The following is an 18,239-nucleotide window of genomic DNA, read 5'->3' on the forward strand; positions in this document are numbered from 1 at the left end:
TTCAGTGCTTGCAGATCCAGTCGCGCAGCTGGTCGCTGACGCGGCTGGCGTGCAGGATGCGGTCGGCACCCTGGCGGTTGATGAGTTCCTGCGGCATGCCGAACACCACGGCGCTCTCGGCCGACTCGGCGATCGTGCGGCCGCCTTGCTGGTGCAGGCGCGCCATGCTGGCCGCACCGTCAAAGCCCATGCCGGTGAGCAGCACGCCGACGAGGCGATCCGCCGGCATCTGGCGCATCGCGCTGTCCACCAGCACATCCACGCAGGGGTGCCAAGGCTGGGCCGGGGCCTCAGGCACCGGCTGTGCCACCAGCCGGCCCAGGCGCTCGGTAATCACCATGTCGTAGCCGCCGCGCGCGATGACGACCTGGCCGGGCTGCAAGGGCGTCGGGCCGTCGCATTCGCGCACCTCCAGCGCGCACAGCGAATCCATGCGTTGCGCGAAGGTGGAGGTGAACTGTGCGGGCATGTGCTGGCACACCAGCACCGGCCAGGGGAAGTCGGCCGGCAGGGCGGGCAGGATGTCTTCGAGCGTGCGCGGGCCGCCGGTGGACACGCCGATCAGCACCAGGCCGTCCGGGCGGCCCAGGTCGCGCAGCGCGTTCGGCGCGGCGGCCTGTTGGCGCGTGCCGGTGGCCGGCGTGCGGCCCGGGCCGGTGGCGCTGCCTGCCGGCGTCACGGGGCGGGCACGCAGGGGTGAGCGGGCGCGCGCCGGGTCCGGCCGCATGGCGCGCAGGGCGCTCGTGCGCACGCGGGCGGTGCTGGCGGTGCGCACCTTCTGCACCAGGTCGGCAGCGACTTCGTTCAGGTTCAGCGAGATGGTGCCGCCGGGCTTGGCGATGTAGTCGACCGCGCCGAGCGCCAGCGCTTCCAGCGTGGGCAGGGCGGAGGCCGTCGTCAGGGACGACACCATGATCACCGGGGTCGGCCGCTGCGCCATCAGGAGCGACAGCGCGGTCAGCCCATCCATCTCCGGCATGTTGACGTCAAGCGTCACAACGTCGGGCTCGAAGGTCTGTGCAAGCTCGATGCCCTCACGACCACTGCGCGCGGATTCAACCTCGAAGCCCGCTTCGCTGAGCACCTGACGCAAGACCTTGCGCATCAGCGCAGAGTCATCAACGACAAGAACCTTGTTGCCCATGATGCGCTCCCCGTGCTCAGGCGGCCTGACGCTGCGGCTCGGGCAGCGGCTCGGCCAGGTCGCTGGCGGCCATGTCGAGGTTGGCTTGGGCTTGCCACTGCAGCAGTTGCGGCGGGTCGATCAGCATGATCAAGCGCTGCTGCTCGTCCAGCCGGGCGACCTCGCGGATCATGCGGCCCTGCGCGTCCGACAGCTGCGGCGCCGGGGCCAGGCAGTGGCGCGGCACGCGCAGCACCTCGGCGACCGAGTCGACGATGAATCCGGTGCGCTGCTCGCCGAGCGTGAACACCATGATGCGCTGCCGGTCGTTGCGGGCCAGCGGCTCCAGGCCCAGCCGGCTGCGCTGATCGATGACAGGCAGCACCGCACCGCGCAGGTTGATGACGCCCTCGACGAAGGCGGGCGTGCGCGGCACCTTGGTGAGCTGCTCGGGCACGCGCACGATCTCCTGCACGCACATGATGGGCACGCCGAACTCTTCGGCGCCGAGGCGGAAGATCACGAGCTGCAGGTCTTCCTGCATCGCGCTGTCCTTGGGCTTGTCCTGCATGCTGGACTCCACGGGTTGTTCAGGGGCTTGCTGCAAGGCACCGGCCAGCGCAGCGGCTTCGCGTACTTCTTCCAGGCCGATCAGGCGCGCCGAGGACAGCACCGACACCAGGCGGCGCCCGTCATCCAGCCGGCAGATCGCACTGAACTCGGCAAGCTGGCCGTCGCGGCTGAGCAGGTCGGGCACGTCGTCGCTGAGCGTTCGCGGCACGCTCAGCACTTCTTTCACGGCGTCGGTCACCAGGCCGACCGGGCCACAGCCGTCCAGGCTGACGACGACGATGCGCTGATGCTCGTCCTGCGCGGGCAGCCCCAGGCGGAACAGGCTGCGCAGGTCCACCAGCGGCAGCAGGCGCTGGCGCAGCGTGATGACGCCTCGCACATGGGCCGGTGCCTGCGGCAGCGCGGTCACGCTGTCGGGCAGCTGCACGATCTCCTGCACGTCCTCGATGGGCAGGGCGTACTCCTGGCCGGCGACGGTGAAGCTCACCATGCGCAGGTCCTGGTTCAGCGCATCGCCCTCGGCCGCGTCCAGCGAACGGCTCAGCGCCTCGCGGCCGCCGGTGTCCAGCGCGGTATCGCGGGGCTCGCGCATCACGCTGCGGAAGGCGCGTTGCACGAGCAGCTCAAAGTCCAGCACCATCAGCAGGTCGTCGTGGCCGTTGGCGCCGGGGCGGCGGATGAGGCCGGTCAGACAGTCGGTTTGCACGACGGACTGGATGCCTGCCGCGGGCTGCAGCTCACCGGGCTCGACGTGCAGCACGCTGAGCACGGTGTCCACCAGGAAGCCCAGCGCTTGACCGCAGTTGATGACCAGCGCGCGTGCGGCGTCGTTCTGCGCCAGGTCGGGCAGGCCGACGAGGCGCCGCAGGCTCATCAGCGGCAGCACGCGGCCGCGCAGATTGGCCAGGCCGAGCAGCGCGGCGGGGGCCAGCGGCAAGCGGGCGACTTCCGGCAGGCGGATGATTTCCTGCACCGGCCCCATGGGCACGGCGAACTTCTCGCCGGCCAGCTCGAAGCTGACGAACTGGCCGTCAGCCGGGGCCTGCAGTGCGCCCGGTGGGGCGCTGGAGTCCAGGGTGTCCATGACGCCTCCCGGGGGTCAGTTGCTTTGCAGTTCGTCGGCGAGCGACGAGATCTCCTCGATCGCTGCGCTCAGCTCGTCTGCGCCTTGGCTCTGCTGCTTGGCGGCAGCCGCGGCCTGCTCGGCGGCCTTCTCGGCCTGCGCGGCGGCGGCGGAGATCTGGTCGACACCGGTGCGCACCTGGGCCAGCGCAGCCGAGATCTCGACCGCGCTTTGCGCCGTCGCCGCGTTGCCGGCTTCCACGGCCACAACGTCTTGCTCCATCCTCGACAGGTTCTGCGTGACGCTGCGAGCCTTCTCCACCTCGGACTGGCCGGCGCTCATGATCTCGGACAGATCGCGGCCGACCAGAGCGATCTGGTCCTGGATGCTTTTCACGAGGTCTTTGATACGGTCAGCGTTCTCGGCTGAGTCGTGAGCCAGGTTGCGGATGTCGGTGGCCACGACCACGAAGCCCTTGCCGTACTCGCCGGCCCGCGCCGCCTCGATGCTGCCGTTGACGGCCAGCATGTTGGTCTGCACCGAGACCTGCGTGATGGCGTCGACGATCTTGTCGATCTTGCGGCTCACCAACTCCAGCTCCTTGATCTGCTGCATGCTGGTGCGGGTCGACTCGACGCCGTCGCTGATGCTGGTCACCAGCGAGTTGATGTGCCGGTTGTTCTCGCCCATCAGGCTGCGGATGGCGGCCGCACGTTCCCGGGCATCGTTGGCGCGCTGTTCGGCGAGCTGGGCCGCCTTGCTGATCTGCGCGATGGCGGCCGCCGACTCGGTGGTGGCGCTGGCCTGGGTCTGTGCGCCTTTGCGGATCTGCTCGAGGGCCACCATGATCTGCGTGGCCGCGCGCGTGATCTCCTGCACCGTGCTGGACAGCTCCTCCGCGGCGGAGGCCACTTCTTCAGCGCTCTTGGAGATGTCGGTGGAGTTCTTCAGCTCGTCGGCGATCTCGGAGAGGTTGGCGGCGGTCTGCTCGCACTCCGCGAGTGCAGCCGACTGCTCTTCCACCGTCTTGGCAGACTCCTCGCAGGCCGAGCTCTGCTCGGTCGACGCCGCCGCGATCTGCTCGGTGCCGCGCAGCGCTTGCTGGGCGGCGGCAGCGCTTTGCGCGGCAGCGGTGGCGATGGTGGTGGCGCCATTCACGATCTCCGCGGCGTCGATGCGGATGCGGTCCAGCTGCTCGGTGATGATGCGGCTCTTGTCGACCTCGGACTTGATGCTTTCGGCCGAGGTGTTGATGCCCGACGCGATGCTGGTCACCTCGGATTGGATCTGGCCCACCAGTTCCTGGATCTGCTTGGCGCTCTTCTCGCTCGTCTCGGCCAGGGTGCGCACTTCGTCGGCGACGACGGCAAAGCCCTTGCCATGCTGGCCGGCGCGTGCGGCCTCGATGGCTGCGTTCAGCGCCAGCAGGTTGGTCTGGTCGGCGATGCGGGCGACTGCCTTGACGATGTCGCCGATGTTGGCGGCCTGGCGCTCCAGCTCGCCGACCATCTTGACCGACTCGGCCTGGCGTTCGGCGGCAACGCCGACCGCCTGGATGGTGGCCGAGATCTCGGTGTTGACCTTGCCAGCCAGGTCGCGCATGCCTTCGGCCTTGGCCTGCGAGTCGCGGCAGGCTTCGAGCTGGCGCGTGAGCGCGCCGTTGACCTGCGTGATCGCGGCCAGCGATTCCTGCGCCGCACCGGCTGCCTCCTCGGCGCCGCTGGCGATCTGGTCGGTGGCGCGCTTGAGCTCTTCAGCGGCCGACGCGGCCTCGTTGATGCCGCTGGACAGCTCGGTGCTGGCGCTGGCGATGCGCTCAGCGGCCTGCTGCTGTTTGGCCAGCGTGCGGGCACGGCGCCGATACAGCTCGGCGTCGCGGCTCATGTTCCGGCTCGGGCCCTTGGCGACCACCGCCGCCGGGCTCGAGGGTTGAAGGGCGTCCTTGTTTTTCATCACCAGCGACATTGCCACTCTCCTTGCTTCACGGTTGCCGGGCTGGCCGCTGCCGGGGTGTGTCATGAGGCACGGCCGTTCAAGTGATTGAATTGGGCGCCTGAATTGATAAAAAAGCTAGTAGAGGGTGCGTGATTGGCAGGTGTGGCGAGATTTCCTGTGAAATAGTCTGCAAAAGCGCGCGCTGAAAACGATTCGAGCCCCGGTGGGGCGAATCAGTTTTGTTGTTTGTGGCGGCGCGGGGGTCCGCCTGCGGGGCTCAGATCACGCCCGGCCAGGCAGCGGCGTGCGGGGTGAAAGCGTCGCGCAGCGCGAGTGCCTGCGCTGCTGGCAGCGGCCCGGCTGCTACGGCCTCGAGGTTGCGCCGCAGGTTGTGCGGCGTGGCGGTGCCAACGATGACGCTGGCCGCGCCGGTGTGGAAGGCGGCGAAGCGCAGCGCCTGCGCCGCCAGCGTGGCGGTGGCGTCCGCCTGCGTACCGGTCGGTAAGCCCATGGCCTGCCAGCGGTCCCAATAGTGGCCTTCGGCAACGTCGGTCGGGCGGCTGCGGTGCCGCCATACGGCGCCGGCCAGCGGGCGCTTGGCGATGACGCCGAGGCCGGCGTGGTCGGCCAGCGCGGCGCGCCGCTGCAGGTGGGCCTGGTCGCAGACGCTCACCGAGGTCTGCAGGCTGCCGAAGGCGCCGCTGCCGATGGCGAAGTCCACCTCGTCGTTGTCGCCCGAGTACGCGGCCACGCGCAGCTTGCCGGCCGCGCGGCAGTCCTGCAGCGCGCGGATGACATCGCCCTGCTGCAGCACAGGCAGTGGGCAGGAGTGCAGGTGGACGATGTCCAGCCAGTCCGTGCGCATCAGCCGCAGCGCGCGCTCGACGCCTTGCACGATGCAGTCGTAGGTCCAGTCGGGCACGCCGTCCACGCCGTAGCCGACCTTGGTGGACAGCACGAACTCGGCGCGCCGCGCACTGAGGTGGCGGCCGATGCGCTCCTCGCTGAGGCCGTAGCCGCGCGCGGTGTCGATGAGGGTGATGCCCAGGTCCAGCACCTGGTGCAGCAGCGCGGCGGCCTCGGCCTCGGTGGTGCGCAGGTCGTTCAGGTGCATGGCCCCGAAGCCCAGCGCCGACACGCGCAGGCCGGTGTGGCCCAGCAGCCGCTGCTCCATCAGCGGGTCAACACCAGGCCGGACAGCGGCGCCAGCGTCAGCGTCAGCCGGCCCCGGCGCGCCTGCAACGGCTTGCCACCGTCCAGCGCGTTCGTGAAGCGCGCATCGCGCGGCAGGCCCGCGGGCAGCGTGACATGCACGGTGCGCGGCTGCAGGCTGTTGTTGGTGGCGGTCAGCGCCCAGGTGGGGCCGAGCTGGCGAGCCAGCACCAGCACGTGGTCATCCGCGTGCAGCGGCGCCGACAGCGTGCCGTGGCGCAGCACCGGCAGCTCGTGACGCAGTGCCACCAGGCGCTTGAACTCGCGCAGCAGCGCCTCGTCAGGCTGGCCGCCTTGGTCGGCCCAGGGGTAGGGCGCGCGGTTGTAGGGGTCATCGCCACCGCCCAGGCCCACTTCGTCGCCGTAGTAGATGGTGGGCGCGCCGGGGTAGGTCATCTGGAAGAACACCGACAGCAGCAGCCGGCGCTTGGCCTGCGGCAGGTCGCGGTCTTCGCCGAAGTGGTGCAGCGCGCGGGGCTGGTCGTGCGTGGACAGCAGGTTCATCAGTGCCGAGAAGGCCTGCGGCGGGTAGGCCTCGCGCATCAGCTCGAGGTTGGCGGCCGCCAGCTTGCCGCTCTTGCCGGCGGCGTAGTCCAGCACCGCGTTGCGGAAGATGTAGTTCATCGTGCTGTCGAACATGTCGCCGAGGAAGTACTTGGAACTGTCGAACCAGGTCTCGGCGACGGTCAGCGCGTCGGGCTTCTTGGCCTTGACGGCGCTGCGCCATTCGCGCCAGAAGTCGTCGGGCACCCAGGGCGCCACGTCCATGCGCCAGCCGGCGGCGCCACGGTCCAGCCAGTAGTTCGTGACCGAGTCGGGGTCGCGGTAGGCGTAGGCACGCCAGGACGGGTCGTTCTTGTCCAACTCCGGCAGGTCGCTCACGCCCACCCAGCCCTGGAACTGCTTGTTGGGGTCCTTCTCGTCGGGCTTGAACTTGAACCAGCTGGCGTAGGGCGAGGCCGGGTTGATCTTGCCGTTGTCGAAGGCGCCGCCCGCCGGGAAATTCCCAAACCGGTTGAAGTACGGCGAGTCCGCGCCGACGTGGTTCAGCGAAGTGTCCGGGATGACGCGGATGCCGCGCTTGGCGGCTTCGGCGCACAGGCGCTCGAAGTCGGCGTTGCTGCCGAAGGCGGGGTCGATCTGCTTGTAGTCGGCCGCGTCGTACTTGTGGTTGCTGGGCGCGCGGAAGACCGGTGTGAGGTAGAGCGCGTTGGCGCCCAGGGCCTTGATGTAGTCGAGCTTGTCGATCAGGCCCTGCAGGTCGCCGCCGAAGAAGTCGTTGTTGAACAGCGCGTCGGAGCCGTCGCCCGTGCCGGGCTTGAAGGGCTTCTCGTTCCAGCGGGCGTGGCGCTCCACGTCACGGTCCTGGTAGCGGTCCTGCGGGCGGCCGCCGCCGGGGCGTGGGTCGTTGCTGGCATCGCCGTTGCGAAAGCGCTCGGGGAAGACGTAGTAGTAGACGACGTCGCGCGCCCAGGCCGGCACCTGGAAGTCGGCCGCGTGGATGGTCTGGCGGTAGCGGCGCACGCGGTTGAGGTTGGCCGGCAGGCGCTCGACCGTGGCCGGGCCCATGGAGCCCTTCTCGCGCGTCCAGTAGATCGCGTCCTTGTTGTTCTGCAGCGCGTACTTGCCCTGGGCGCTCTCGATCTCGAACCAATAGCCGTAGACGCCGGCAGCGTCGAAGCGGTAGCGCGCGCTGAAGCCGGTGCCCAGGCCGCGGGCGCGCGGCGTCATGGGGATGCGGGCCAGCGGCTCGTAGGCGAGCTGCTCCTGGTTGCCGCTCATCTGGCGGCGCTCGATGACGAGCGTGGCGGCCTTCAGCCCCGGCATGTCGTTGCCGATGCTGAAGCTCACGTCGGTGCCAGCCGGCTGGGCGCCGAAGGGCTGCTTGAAGGCGGTGTCGCGCGAGTCGAAGCGGGTGCGCAGCGCGACCTTGTCGGTCAGCGGCGCGGGCGGCGTGGGCTTGAAGCTGAGCGGGCCGACGCTGAGTTGCGCGCTGCCGTCAGCGGCGATGCTCAGGCGCAGCGTGTGCTCGCCGGAGAACTCGCGCCGGATGTTGCCGGCGCCGCCCCGGGCCGGGTTGCCCTGACCGTCGCCGCCAAAGGTGAGGCGGTCTGTCCAGTCCTCGTCAGCGAGCTTGAACTCCTGCACGCCGCTGGCCTTGAGGTTCAGGAAGTAGGCGTCGCAGCGGTACTCGAAGGCGTACTCGTCCGCCGCCGCCCAGTTGTTCACGCCGCCGCGCAGGTAGAGCGTGGCGTCGCCCAGCGGCGCGGGTTTGCAGTCGGCGGCGTGGGACGCCGAGGCGAGCGAAAGCAGCGCTGCGCACAGCGCGAGGAGTTTCATCATTTGTTGATGCCGTCGGAACGGTTTCATGCCATTTGAAGTTTGCGGGCCGAGCGCCGGGCCGTTCCCAAGCCGGCCCGCGCTGGCGACGTGCTTGCGGCTCCATGCCGCAAGCATCGCCGTCCCCTCGGGGGACCGACCAGGCTCGCTTGCGTTCAGCGATGCGAGGCTGGGCGAGGGGTCTGCCTGCTCAGCCCTTGACGCCGCCAGCAGTCAGGCCGGAGACGATCCAGCGCTGGGCGAGCAGGAAGACCGCCGTGATCGGCAGCCCGGAGAGCACCGCCGCAGCGGCGAAGTCGCCCCACAGGAAGCGCTGGTCATGCAGGAAGTACTTGGAGCCGACCGCGAGGGTGAGGTTGCTTTCCTCGCGCAGCAGGATGCTGGCCACGGGGTACTCGATGATGGTGCCGATGAAGGCCAGCACGAACACCACCATCAGGATGGGCACGGCCATGGGCAGCAGCACGCGCGAGAAGGCCTGCCAGTGCGTGGCGCCGTCGACCTTGGCGTTCTCCTCGATCTCCACCGGGATGGTCTCGAAGTAGCCCTTGATGGTCCACACATGGGTGGCGATGCCGCCCAGATAGGCCAGCACCAGGCCGGCATGCGTCTCGACGCCGAGTGCCGGGATGTAGGTGCCGATGGTCTCGAAGATCGCGAAGATGGCCACCAGCGCCAGCACCGGCGGGAACATCTGCAGCAGCAGCATGCCGTTGAGCACGGGCTTGCTGAAGCTGAACTTGAGCCGCGCGAAGGCGTAGGCCGCGGTCGTGGAGATGGCGACGATGAGGAAGGCCGACGCGGTGGCGATCTTGATGGAGTTCCACAGCCAGGTCAGCACCGGGAAGGGCGGCTGCACGAGGCTGCCGTCGGCGGCCTGGTAGGGAATGCCAAGCGCGAGCTTCCAGTGCTCCAGGCTGATCTCGGTCGGGATCAGGCTGCCGGTGGCGAAGTTGCCGGGCCGCAGCGAGATCGAGACGACCGCCAGCAGCGGGAAGAGGGTGATGGCGATGAACACCCACATCACCGCGTGGGCGGCGAAGGTGCGCCAGCGGGCTTGTTTGCCGAGGACGATGGCCATGTCGGGTTCCTTCTTACTTCTGCGCCTTGGCAGACAGACGCAGGTTGATCAACGACAGCGCCGCCACCAGGAAGAAGATCAGCGTCGAGATCGCTGCCGCCAGACCGAAGTCGGAGCCCGAGTCCTTGAACGCGATGCGGTAGGTGTAGCTGACGAGGATGTCGGTCTGGCCCGCCGGCAGCTTGGTGGACAGGAAGTCCGGCCGGCCGTCGGTCAGCAGCGCGATCAGCACGAAGTTGTTGAAGTTGAACGCGAACGCGCTCACCAGCAGCGGCGCCAGCGGCTTGATGATGAGTGGCGCCGTGATCTTGAAGAAGTTGGTGGCGGGGCTTGCGCCGGCCAGCGCCGAGGCCTCGTACAGGTCGGCCGGAATTGCCTTCAGCAGGCCCGAGCACAGGATCATGATGTACGGGTAGCCCAGCCACACGTTGACGATCAGCAGCATGGCCTTGGCCAGCAGCGGGTCGGCAAACCAGGCGGGCTTGACGCCGAACAGCGCGTCCAGGATGGCGTTGATCTCGCCGAAGTTCTGGTTGAACAGGCCCTTGAAGACGAGGATGGAGATGAAGCCCGGCACCGCGTACGGCAGGAACAGCAGCGTGCGGTAGGTGGTGCGGTACTTCATGCCCTCCCAGTTCAGCATCACGGCGAACAGCATGCCGATGGCCGTGGCGAACAGCACGGTCAGCGCCGAGAACACCACCGTCCACGTGAAGATGGACAGGAAGGGGCCGCGGAACTCGGCGTCGAACAGCATGCGGCTGTAGTTGGCCGTGCCGATGAAGGCCTTGAAGCCGGGCTGCAGGGTTTCGACCGTCCCGTCCGGTTTGCGCGATTCGAAGAAGCCGGTATCGCGGTTGGGGCTGAAGACGACGCCGTCGGCCGTGCGCGTCAGGCTGCCGTCGTCGGCCGCCGTCCATTGCGGCTTGACGGGGCCGAACTCGCGCAGGCCCAGGTAGTGCAGCTCGGTCTTGTCGGGCAGCACGAGCACCAGCTGCGCCAGCGCGTCGCGGTGCTTCACGAGCTCAGCCAGCGCCAGCGGCGGCTGCAGCATGAAGCCCGGGGCGGGCGGGGCCAGCGCCACCTTCAGCGGCTTGCCGCTGCGCAGCGCCAGTGGCGGCGACAGCCAGCGCGGCGCGGCCTCGCCGTCGGCTTGCAGCGCCACGCGGAACTCGGCGCCTTCGGCATGCAGGCTGTAGCCCAGCACCTGGGGCTCGATGGCGTCGCGCTGCTCCAGCAGGTATTCGCGCACCCGGCTCTCGCCGAGCAGGTGAGTGCTGGAGTAGTTGGTGAAGCCGATCTGCGCCGTGTACAGCAGCGGGAAGGCGATGAACACCAGCATGCCGGCCACGCCGGGGAACAGGTAGCGCCACGCAAAGCCGCCACGGCTGAGGTAGACGTAGAAGCCGGCCGTGAACAGCACCAGCAGCCCGGTGGCCCAGGCCGCCTGGCCGGACGTGTAGATGGCGAAGACGAGGTACAGCGCACCCAGCATCAGCACGACGGCGGCTGGCCAGTACAGCGCCCGGAGCAGCCGCTCGCCGACGCTGGGCGGCAGCGTCGTGTAGCTGCCCTGCCCGAGGGGAGAGGAGGTCGCGTTCATTTGTTCAGCAGCATCCGGGCGGCCGCGCCGTCGAGCGCGTCCTTCGGTGATTGCAGGCCGTTGGTGATGGCTTCCAGTGCCGCGTCCATCGCGGTCCAGAAGCGGCCCACCTCGGGGATGTTGGGAATGGGCGCGCCGTTGCGCGCGTTGACCATGCTGGCCGCGATCAGCGGGTTGACCGACAGCTCGGCGTAGAAGGCCTTGTTGGCCGGTACGCCGATGGGCACGTCGGCGTCCAGCACCTTCAGCGCCTCGGGGCGCATCAGGTGGTTCTCGATGAACTCCTTGGCCAGGTCCTTGTGCTTGCTGGGCGCGGCGATCATGCAGCCCAGCACGCCGACGAAGCTCTTGCTCGGCTGGCCGGGCACGACGGCCGGGATGCCGGCCACGCCGAAGTCGATCTTGGCGCGGCGCGCGTTGTCCCAGGCCCAGGGGCCGGAGATCATCATCGCCACCTCGCCGCGCGCGAAGCCGGACTCCATCTCCGCGTAGTTGGCGCCCTTGGGCATGTGGCCGTCACGGATCAGGCGATCCAGCACCTGCGCGGCGCGCAGGGCGCCGTCGGTGTTGACGCCGACCTTGCCGGCGTCGAAATCACCCTGCGCGTTGCGCCCGAAGATCTCGCCGCCCGCGCCGGCCAGCAGGGGCCAGGTGAAGAAGCTCTTGTTGTAGTGCCACAGGATGGCGCGCTTGCCTTGGCGTTGCAGTTGGCGGTCCAGCGCGATGACCTCGTCCCAGGTCTGCGGCGGCGTCTTCACCAGCGCCTTGTTGTAGATGAGCCCGGTCGTCTCGATGGCCAGCGGGTAGCCCCAGATGCGGCCGCGGTAGCTGAGCGCGTCCCAGGCCTGCGCCTCGGACTCGGCCTTCAGGCGCGCGGAGGGGCGCAGCGGCGTCAGCAGGCCGGCCTTGGCCCACTCGCCGACGCGGTCGTGTGGCCAGCAGAAGATGTCCGGCCCCTTGCCTGCACCGGCGGCCTGCTGGAACTTGTCGGTGGGGTCCACCGGATGCTCCACGACGACCTTGACGCCCGACACCTTCTCGAAGGCGTCGCCGACCTTCTGCAGGCCGTTGTAGGCCTTGTCGCTGTTGATCCAGACCAGCAACTGCGGCGACTTCGCCACGGCTGACCCGGCGGCCAGCAGGGCCGCCATGCAGACAGCGGCCAGCCTCACGATGCGAGCTCCGGTGCGGCGAGCCGGCGCAGGGCCAGGCCTTGCGCATTGAAGACATACAGCGCCTCGGCCGGCAGGTGCAGGTCCAGCGCCTGGCCGCTGCGCAGCCGGTCGGCGCCGTTGCGGCCCTCGAACTGGCAGGTCAGCGGCTCCTCCAGGCCCGGGTAGGGGCAGTAGGCGAAGGTCAGGCCGCCGAGCGACTCGACGAAGGCCACGGTGCTTTGCAGCAGGTTGTCGGGCCCGCCCTGGCGGATGTGCTCGGGGCGCACGCCCACCGTCACGGCGTCACCCACCCGGCTGTCGGCTGCATCAACCAATGCGCGCAGCACCACGCCGCTGCCGGCCAGCTTCACGCTCACCTGGCCCGGCGCCACGGCCACCAGCTCACCGGCGACAAAGTTCATCTTGGGGCTGCCGATGAAGCCCGCCACGAACACGTTGCGCGGGTGCTCGTACAGCTCCAGCGGCGAGCCGACCTGTTCCACCTTGCCGGCGGACAGCACGACGATGCGGTCGGCCAGCGTCATGGCCTCCACCTGGTCGTGCGTCACGTAGATCATCGTGGTCTTGAGGTCCTCGTGCAGCTTGGCGAACTCGTAGCGCATGCGTACGCGCAAGGCGGCGTCGAGGTTGGACAGCGGCTCGTCGAACAGGAAGACCTCGGGCTTGCGCACGATGGCGCGGCCGATGGCCACGCGCTGGCGCTGACCGCCGGAGAGATCCTTGGGCTTGCGGTCCAGCAGGTGCTCGATGTGCAGGATCTTGGCCGCGTTGCGCACGGCGGTCTCGATCTCCGCCTTGGGCACCTTGGCCAGCTTCAACCCGAACGCCATGTTGTCGAACAGGTTCATGTGCGGGTAGAGCGCGTAGCTCTGGAACACCATCGCAATGCCGCGCTCGGCAGGCGGCACGTCGTTGACGACGCGGCCCCCGATGCTCAGCGTGCCGCCGGTGATCTCTTCCAGCCCGGCGATGGAGCGCAGCAGCGTGCTCTTGCCACAGCCCGAGGGCCCGACGAACACCATGAACTCGCCGTCGCGGATCTCCAGGTCGATGCCGTGAAGGATGCGGATGTCGCCATAAGCCTTCTCGACACCGGTCAGTCGAACGTCTGCCACTTCTTACCTTTCAATCAACGGGCGCCGGCGCTTGGCGCGGGCCCGCTTGTCTCGCAGAATCGGGCTCAAATTTCACGTGTTTGGCCGTCTTTGTAGACAATATACATTCCGAGGCGGGCGGCAACAACAGGAACTTCCTTTGCGAACTCTGCATAAAACAAGGAAAATCAAGGTGTTGCGATGCTTGTCGGGTTTTCCCGATGTAGTCAAACTACACAACTTGCCGTGACTGGCCGATACTTCGGTCAACGCTGCCGGTCGAGTAGCATTCTTGCCCCCGTCGCCGGGGGCTGGCACTGATGAACACCCCAACCACCAAGAGCGCCGCGTCCGCCGTGGCGCGCAAGTCCAGCACCAAGGCCTCCCCCGCGATGAAGAAGCCGACCCCTCTGAGCGCCGAAGACCAGGCGCTGCATGCCGCGTTCGAGACTGCCTACGAGCGCGAGCTGTCCCAATCCAGCCATGGCCCCACGCCGCAGGCGGCGCTGCATGCGGCGGCCGTGGCCTGCCGTGAGACGCTGGCGCGCCGCTGGGCCAGCACCCAGGCCGAGGATGCGCAGCGCGGCGAGAAGGCGCCGGTGCGCCGCGTGCACTACCTGTCGATGGAATTCCTGATGGGCCGCGCGCTGTCCAACGCGCTGGCCGCGCTCAAGCTTGTCGATCCGCTGCAGGCCAAGCTGGCCGCACAGGGCACGACGCTGGGCGACGTGCTGGAGCGCGAGCCCGATGCCGCGCTGGGCAACGGCGGCCTGGGTCGCCTGGCGGCGTGCTTCCTGGACTCGTTCGCCGAGCTGGAGCTGCCGTCCTTCGGCTACGGCCTGCGCTACCGCTACGGCACCTTCGCGCAGGTCATCCAGCAGGGCCGCCAGCAGGAACAGCCCGATGACTGGACGCGCGACGCGCCCGCCTGGGAGCTGCCGCGCCACGATGTGCGCTTCCACGTCGGCTTCGGTGGCCGCGTGGAGGTCGATGCCTCCGGCGTGCGCCGCTGGCTGCCGGCAGACGAGATCGAGGCGCAGGCCTTCGACTTCATCGTGCCTGCCCACCACAGTGACCGCGTCTCCACGCTGCGCCAGTGGCAGGCCACGGCCGCGCCGATCGCTTTCAAGCCATTCTGCGAGGGCGACTACGCCCGCGCTGCGCGCCACCAGGTGTTGGCCGACGCGCTGAACTGGGTGCTGTACCCCGATGACTCCACCGAGGCCGGCCGCGAGCTGCGCCTGAAGCAGGAGGCCTTCCTCGTCAGCGCGTCGCTGCAGGACCTGATCGCGCGCCACCTGCGCGAGTTCGGCACGCTGCACAACCTCGGCAAGACCAACGCCATCCACCTGAACGACACGCACCCCGCGCTGGCGCCGGCCGAACTGATGCGCCTGCTGCTGGACGAACACGGCCTGGGCTGGGACGAGGCCTGGAAGATCACGCGCCAGGCGGTGGCCTACACCAACCACACGCTGATGCCCGAGGCGCTGGAGACCTGGCCGGTGCGCATGTTCGAGCAGCTGCTGCCGCGCCACCTCGAGATCATTTACGAGATCAATCACCGCTTCCTGGAGGAGCTGCAGCAGCGCTTCCCGGGCGACCATGCGCTGGCGGCCCGCGTGTCCCTCATCGATGAGGGCGGCCACGGCCACGGCGAGCGCCGCGTGCGCATGGCATCCCTCGCGCTGGTGGCCTCGCACCGCGTGAACGGCGTGGCGGCACTGCACTCGGAGCTGATGGTGCAGACCATCTTTGCCGACTACGCTCGCATCTGGCCCGAGCGCTTCCACAACGTCACCAACGGCGTCACGCCGCGGCGCTGGCTGCAACAGGCCAACCCGGCGCTGTCCCGCCTGCTGGACAGCCGCATCGGCGATGGCTGGCGCAAGAACCTGGCGCAGCTGGGCGAGTTGGCGCCGCTGGCTGCCAACCGCGAGCTGGGCGAGGAGTTCCTGGCCGTCAAGCGCGCCAACAAGGAGCGCCTGGCCGCGCTGATCCGCCGCGAACTCGGCATCACGGTCAACGTCGACAGCCTGTTCGACATCCAGATCAAGCGCATCCATGAGTACAAGCGCCAGCTGTTGAACCTGCTGCACGTCATCAGCCGCTACCAGGCGATCCGCGACAACCCGGACGCGAACTGGGTGCCGCGCACGGTCATCATTGCCGGCAAGGCCGCCTCCGCCTACCAGATGGCCAAGAGCATCGTGCGCCTGGCGCACGACGTGGCCCGCGTCATCAACAGCGACCCGCGCGTGGGCGACAAGCTGAAGCTCGTGTTCCTGCCCAACTACAGCGTCACGCTGGCCGAAAGCATCATCCCGGCGGCCGACCTGTCGGAGCAGATCTCCACCGCCGGCACCGAGGCCTCGGGCACCGGCAACATGAAGTTCGGCATGAACGGCGCGGTGACCATCGGCACCTGGGACGGCGCCAACATCGAGATGGCCGAGGCCATGGGCGTGGAGAACATGTTCGTGTTCGGCCTGCGCGCCGATGCGGTCGCCAAGATCAAGCAGCTGGGCTACGACCCGCGCCTGTACGTCGAAGAGAATCGCCAGCTGAAGCGAGTCATCGATGCCATCTCGGCGGGTGTGTTCAGCAACGGCGATACCGAGCGCTACCGCGCCCTGGTGGACAGCCTGCTGCACCGCGACGTCTACCTGCTGATGGCCGATTTCGCTGACTACGTCGCCACCCAGGCCAAGGTCGATGCGCTGTTTGCCGACCGCGCCGCCTGGGCTGAGCGTGCGCTGCGCAACATCGCCGGCATGGGCCCGTTCTCGTCCGATCGCACGATCGCCGAGTACGTGGACCGTGTCTGGTCCGTCAAATCTCTGAACTGATCCGATGCTCACCGAAGCCGACCTCGACACCCTCCTGGCAGGCCGCCATGCCGACCCTTTCAGTCGGCTGGGTCTTCACGCGGATGACAGTGGTCGGCTGTGGGTGCGGGTGTTGCTGCCCGGGGCGTCCGACGTGGCGCTGCTGGATGCCGGCAGCAAGAAGCACATCGTCGACCTGACGCAGCGCCGCGGCGGCTTCTTCGAGGCCCAGGTGCCGCGCCGCAAGCATCGGTTCGACTACCGGCTGGCCGTGCGCTGGGCCGGGGGCGGGGAGGGCGTCTACGCCGACCCCTACAACTTCTACCCCCAGCTCGGCGACGAGGAGCTGGCGGCCTTTGCCGAGGGGCGCAACGTCCGCCCCTGGCTGAGCCTGGGTGCCCACCTCGTCACGCATGGCGACGTGAGTGGCGTGCGATTCGCGACCTGGGCGCCGAATGCGCGGCGCGTCAGCGTGGTCGGCAACTTCAACAACTGGGACGGCCGCCGCCACCCCATGCGCCTGCGCCATCAGGCCGGCGTGTGGGAGATCTTCGTGCCGCACGCGGCCGAGGGTGATCTCTACAAGTTCGAGATCGTCAACGGCAACGGCGCGCTGCTGCCGCTGAAGGCCGACCCCTACGCCCGCCGCGCGCAGCTGCGGCCGGACACCGCCAGCATCGTGGCCGCGCTGCCCGAGCCCACGCCGCTGCCACGCCAGCGCGAGCGCGCCAATCGGCGCGAGTCGCCCATCAGCGTCTACGAGGTGCATGCGGCGTCGTGGCGGCGCGGCGTGTCGGGCGAGTTTCCCACCTGGGACGAACTGGCCGAGCACCTGCCGGCCTATGCGGCCGACCTGGGCTTCACGCATGTGCAGCTCATGCCCATCAGCGAGCACCCGTTCGACGGCTCCTGGGGCTACCAGACGCTGGGCATGTACGCGCCGAGCGCCCGCTTCGGCCCGCCCGAGGGCTTTGCGCGCTTTGTGAAGGCCGTGCATGAGCAGGGCCTGGGCCTGCTGCTGGACTGGGTGCCGGCCCACTTCCCGGCCGATGCCCACGGCCTGGCCGAGTTCGACGGCACGCGGCTCTATGAATACGCCGACCCCAAGGAAGGCTTCCATCGCGACTGGAACACGCTGATCTACAACTTCGCCCGCACCGAGGTGCGCGAGTTCCTGATCGGCAGCGCGACCTACTGGATCGAGCGCTGGGGCGTGGACGGGCTGCGCGTGGACGCGGTGGCCAGCATGCTCTACCGCGACTACTCGCGCCCGGCCGGTGAATGGATTCCCAACATCCGTGGCGGCCGCGAGAACCTGGAAGCCATCTCGCTGCTGCGCGAGATGAACGAACACGTCGGCGAGGTGGAAGGCGCCATCACCGTGGCCGAGGAGAGCACCAGCTTCCCCGGTGTCTCGGCGCCCACCTACGCGGGCGGCCTGGGCTTTCACTACAAGTGGAACATGGGCTGGATGAACGACACCTTGCGCTACATGGCCGAGGACCCGATCAACCGCCGCTGGCATCACGACAAGATGACCTTCGGCCTGATCTACGCGTTCAGCGAGAACTTCATGCTGCCCATCTCGCACGACGAGGTGGTGCACGGCAAGGGCTCCATGCTCGCCAAGATGCCGGGCGACGACTGGCAGAAGTTCGCCAACCTGCGCGCCTACTACGGCTTCATGTGGGGTCACCCCGGCAAGAAGCTGTTGTTCATGGGGCAGGAGTTTGCCCAGCGCAACGAGTGGAGCCATGCCGAGAGCCTGCCCTGGGGGCTGCTCGAGGACGACCGCCACGCGGGCGTGCAGCGCCTGGTGCGCGATCTCAACAAGCTCTACCGCGAGCACTCCGCGCTGCACCGGCTGGACTGCGAGGCCGGCGGCTTCGAGTGGATCAGCGCGCACGACGCCGAGCATTCCATCTATGCCTGGGTGCGGCGCGACGGCACGGGCCGCATGGTGCTCGTCGTCTGCAACATGACGCCGGTGCCGCGCGAGGGCTACTCGCTGGGCGTGCCCGATGGCGTGACGGCCTGGAAAGAAGCGCTGAACACCGACTCGGCCTACTACGGCGGCAGCAACATGGGCAATGGCGTGGCGGCGGCCGGCTTGCCGGTGCAGGCGCAGCCGGCGCATGGCAAGCGGCTGTCCATCACGATCAATCTGCCCCCGCTGGCCACGGTCTTCTTCGTCCCCATCTAGTCACCTTGC

Annotated in this window: 11 protein-coding genes; 2 read left to right on the top strand and 9 right to left on the bottom strand. The window is 68.7% G+C overall.

Going from position 1 to position 18,239, the window contains the following annotated elements:
• Position 1 precedes the first annotated feature (1 nt).
• From cheB to NYO99_RS04295, 9 genes are all read right to left on the bottom strand, one after another.
• Complete coding sequence (gene cheB, locus NYO99_RS04255; RefSeq protein WP_268165848.1) at positions 2-1,144, bottom strand: chemotaxis-specific protein-glutamate methyltransferase CheB; 1,143 nt, start codon at positions 1,142-1,144, stop codon at positions 2-4.
• A gap of 16 nt (positions 1,145-1,160) precedes the next feature.
• Entirely contained in the window at positions 1,161-2,780 is a 1,620-nt protein-coding gene (locus tag NYO99_RS04260; protein ID WP_268165849.1) for a chemotaxis protein CheW, read from the bottom strand.
• Positions 2,781-2,795: 15 nt separating this feature from the next.
• Positions 2,796-4,643: a methyl-accepting chemotaxis protein gene (locus tag NYO99_RS04265; RefSeq protein WP_268165850.1), complete on the bottom strand. Its 1,848-nt coding sequence runs from the start codon at positions 4,641-4,643 to the stop codon at positions 2,796-2,798.
• Positions 4,644-4,971: 328 nt separating this feature from the next.
• Positions 4,972-5,868, bottom strand: coding sequence for an aldo/keto reductase (locus NYO99_RS04270; RefSeq protein WP_268165851.1), 897 nt, complete (start codon positions 5,866-5,868; stop codon positions 4,972-4,974).
• Positions 5,868-8,249: an alpha-amylase family glycosyl hydrolase gene (locus NYO99_RS04275; protein WP_268165852.1), complete on the bottom strand. Its 2,382-nt coding sequence runs from the start codon at positions 8,247-8,249 to the stop codon at positions 5,868-5,870. The genes NYO99_RS04270 and NYO99_RS04275 overlap by 1 nt, the downstream gene beginning before the upstream one ends.
• Positions 8,250-8,436: 187 nt before the next feature.
• A complete protein-coding gene (malG, locus tag NYO99_RS04280; protein WP_268165853.1) occupies positions 8,437-9,327 on the bottom strand; it encodes a maltose ABC transporter permease MalG in 891 nt (296 codons plus the stop codon).
• Between the two features lie 13 nt (positions 9,328-9,340).
• Complete coding sequence (malF, locus tag NYO99_RS04285; protein WP_268165854.1) at positions 9,341-10,930, bottom strand: maltose ABC transporter permease MalF; 1,590 nt, start codon at positions 10,928-10,930, stop codon at positions 9,341-9,343.
• Entirely contained in the window at positions 10,927-12,102 is a 1,176-nt protein-coding gene (gene malE, locus NYO99_RS04290; protein ID WP_268165855.1) for a maltose/maltodextrin ABC transporter substrate-binding protein MalE, read from the bottom strand. The genes malF and malE overlap by 4 nt, the downstream gene beginning before the upstream one ends.
• Positions 12,099-13,220 carry an ABC transporter ATP-binding protein gene (locus tag NYO99_RS04295; protein WP_326494817.1) on the bottom strand — a complete coding sequence of 374 codons (1,122 nt, stop codon included), beginning with the start codon at positions 13,218-13,220 and terminating at the stop codon, positions 12,099-12,101. Before NYO99_RS04295 ends, malE begins: the two co-directional genes overlap by 4 nt.
• A gap of 371 nt (positions 13,221-13,591) precedes the next feature.
• On the opposite strand from NYO99_RS04295, the gene NYO99_RS04300 reads away from it, so the two are divergent.
• Positions 13,592-16,048, top strand: a complete 2,457-nt coding sequence (locus NYO99_RS04300) for a glycogen/starch/alpha-glucan phosphorylase (protein WP_422395477.1) — start codon at positions 13,592-13,594, stop codon at positions 16,046-16,048.
• Between the two features lie 4 nt (positions 16,049-16,052).
• On the top strand, positions 16,053-18,230 hold the full coding sequence (glgB, locus tag NYO99_RS04305) for a 1,4-alpha-glucan branching protein GlgB (protein WP_268165857.1): 2,178 nt from the start codon (positions 16,053-16,055) through the stop codon (positions 18,228-18,230).
• Positions 18,231-18,239: the final 9 nt, after the last annotated feature.

Source organism: Roseateles hydrophilus, assembly GCF_026712245.1.
Taxonomy (GTDB): Bacteria; Pseudomonadota; Gammaproteobacteria; order Burkholderiales; family Burkholderiaceae_C; genus Pelomonas; species Pelomonas hydrophilus.

What these genes read in the sequence shown, in the direction of transcription:
- cheB (WP_268165848.1), bottom strand. Translation starts at nt 1,144, where the DNA reads ATGGGCAACAAGGTTCTTGTCGTTGATGACTCTGCGCTGATGCGCAAG.
- NYO99_RS04260 (WP_268165849.1), bottom strand. Translation starts at nt 2,780, where the DNA reads ATGGACACCCTGGACTCCAGCGCCCCACCGGGCGCACTGCAGGCCCCG.
- NYO99_RS04265 (WP_268165850.1), bottom strand. Translation starts at nt 4,643, where the DNA reads ATGAGCCGCGACGCCGAGCTGTATCGGCGCCGTGCCCGCACGCTGGCC.
- NYO99_RS04270 (WP_268165851.1), bottom strand. Translation starts at nt 5,868, where the DNA reads ATGGAGCAGCGGCTGCTGGGCCACACCGGCCTGCGCGTGTCGGCGCTG.
- NYO99_RS04275 (WP_268165852.1), bottom strand. Translation starts at nt 8,249, where the DNA reads ATGATGAAACTCCTCGCGCTGTGCGCAGCGCTGCTTTCGCTCGCCTCG.
- malG (WP_268165853.1), bottom strand. Translation starts at nt 9,327, where the DNA reads ATGGCCATCGTCCTCGGCAAACAAGCCCGCTGGCGCACCTTCGCCGCC.
- malF (WP_268165854.1), bottom strand. Translation starts at nt 10,930, where the DNA reads ATGAACGCGACCTCCTCTCCCCTCGGGCAGGGCAGCTACACGACGCTG.
- NYO99_RS04300 (WP_422395477.1), top strand. Translation starts at nt 13,592, where the DNA reads ATGAAGAAGCCGACCCCTCTGAGCGCCGAAGACCAGGCGCTGCATGCC.
- glgB (WP_268165857.1), top strand. Translation starts at nt 16,053, where the DNA reads ATGCTCACCGAAGCCGACCTCGACACCCTCCTGGCAGGCCGCCATGCC.